Origin of the sequence: Flectobacillus sp. (assembly GCF_049240685.1) — a bacterium.
In the GTDB taxonomy this organism is placed as follows: Bacteria; Bacteroidota; Bacteroidia; order Cytophagales; family Spirosomataceae; genus Flectobacillus.
The window spans coordinates 5,449-7,154 of sequence record NZ_JBMLSD010000144.1; the positions used below are offsets into that span (position 1 = coordinate 5,449).

A 1,706-nucleotide genomic window follows, 5' to 3' on the forward strand; every position below is an offset into this window, starting at 1 on the left:
GAAGCCGAGCGTTCCTTGAAGGTTAAAGAACGTTTCTTGGCGAACATGAGCCACGAAATCCGTACCCCGATGAACGGGGTTATCGGTATGATTGATTTGCTCAACGACACTTCGCTTGACGATGAACAAAAGGATTATGTATTGACCATCAAAAAATCATCTGAAACGTTATTACATATCCTCAATGATATTTTGGATTTGGCAAAAATCGAGGCAGGTAAAATGGTCTTGCATGAAGCGCCTATTGTTTTTCGAGATGTATTTGACAGATTATTGGCTTTATTCTCGCAAATTGCGGCTAATAAAGGCAACCGAATTCATTGCAATTTTGGACCAAATATTCCCGAGTATGTCATTGCCGACGAAACGCGTTTACTACAGATTTTATCAAACCTTACTTCTAATGCTTTGAAGTTTACCGAAAATGGTACGGTAGATATCAATGTGAGTTTACTTGAAAAACGAGGTAAATTCAATAGAATCAAGGTTGAGGTAAAAGACTCAGGAATTGGTATTACCCAAGAAAATCTCAAAATGCTTTTCAATGCCTTCCAGCAGGTAGACAATTCTACCAAGAAATCATTTGGAGGAACTGGTTTAGGATTGGCTATTTCAAAAGAGCTTTGCCGCTTGATGAAAGGGGATATCGGCGTTATGTCTGATTGGGGACACGGTAGTACTTTTTGGTTTATTATCGAAATCAAGCAGACAGATATTAGTCCAGTTTCGGTGAAAAAGAAAGAAGAGCAATTCCAAGTAGTAAATCATTTTAAAGAATACCATCCACACTTGCTGTTGGTCGATGACAATGCCACAAACCGTAAAGTAGCCAGTGAAATTTTACGCAAATCAGGTTGTGAGGTGATTACGGCCGATAGCGGTACACGAGCCATACAGTTGGTAGAAGCCTCACACCTCGACCGTGCTTACGATATGATTTTTATGGATATTCAAATGCCAGAAATGGATGGTGTCGAAACTACCCAGCATTTGAGAAAATTATCTATAGATTTACCACCAATCATTGCCATGACAGCTTACGCCATGAAAGAAGACCGTGATCGCTTCTTGGCGGCAGGGATGAATGACTATGTGGCAAAACCCATCAGAGCAGAAATTTTGGTCAGAAAAGTACAAGAATGGATAGACAGAAATGCAAGTAAACGCCCACACCAGCCTAAGGTGATAGAAATAAAACCAGAGCCTGCGGAGGCAAAAGTAGAAGTTCCTGTAATAATTGAGACACCAGCAGCGGAGCATCCCAAAGCAGAAGATGCAACCGTTTCCTTGATTTCAGATTTTCATGTATCAGATATTTTTCCTGTGATAGATACTGAAATCATTAAACAATTGTCTGATAGTGTGGGTGGAGATATGGAATTTGTCGCTTCGATTTTGGAAGGATTTGAAGCTGAAGCTGAAGAACAAATCCAAAATGCGATAGAAGGATATTATGAAAATAACTGCAAAAAAGTACAAGGCGAACTTCATACGCTCAAGGGTAACTCTGGAACACTCGGGGCTTCGCGCTTGCATGAGATAACAAGGCATATCGAAGTCAAAGCGAAAGTTTGTGATTTTCAATATTTTGAGTCAGAAATGAAAATTCTGCAAACTGAATTTGAGCATTTCAAAGAAGCCTACAAAAAGCTTAGCTAGTAATAATTAAAACTGCACAAGAATTGAAAGACTTGTGCAGTTTTTTT

The 1,706-nt window shown here is 39.4% G+C and carries 1 protein-coding gene; it reads left to right on the top strand.

The genetic code is table 11. The features are described 5' to 3' along the window. The coding region (locus ACOVQ4_RS06585) for an ATP-binding protein (RefSeq protein ID WP_421819857.1) at positions 1-1,659 on the top strand (1,659 nt) is incomplete at its 5' end. Positions 1,660-1,706: the final 47 nt, after the last annotated feature.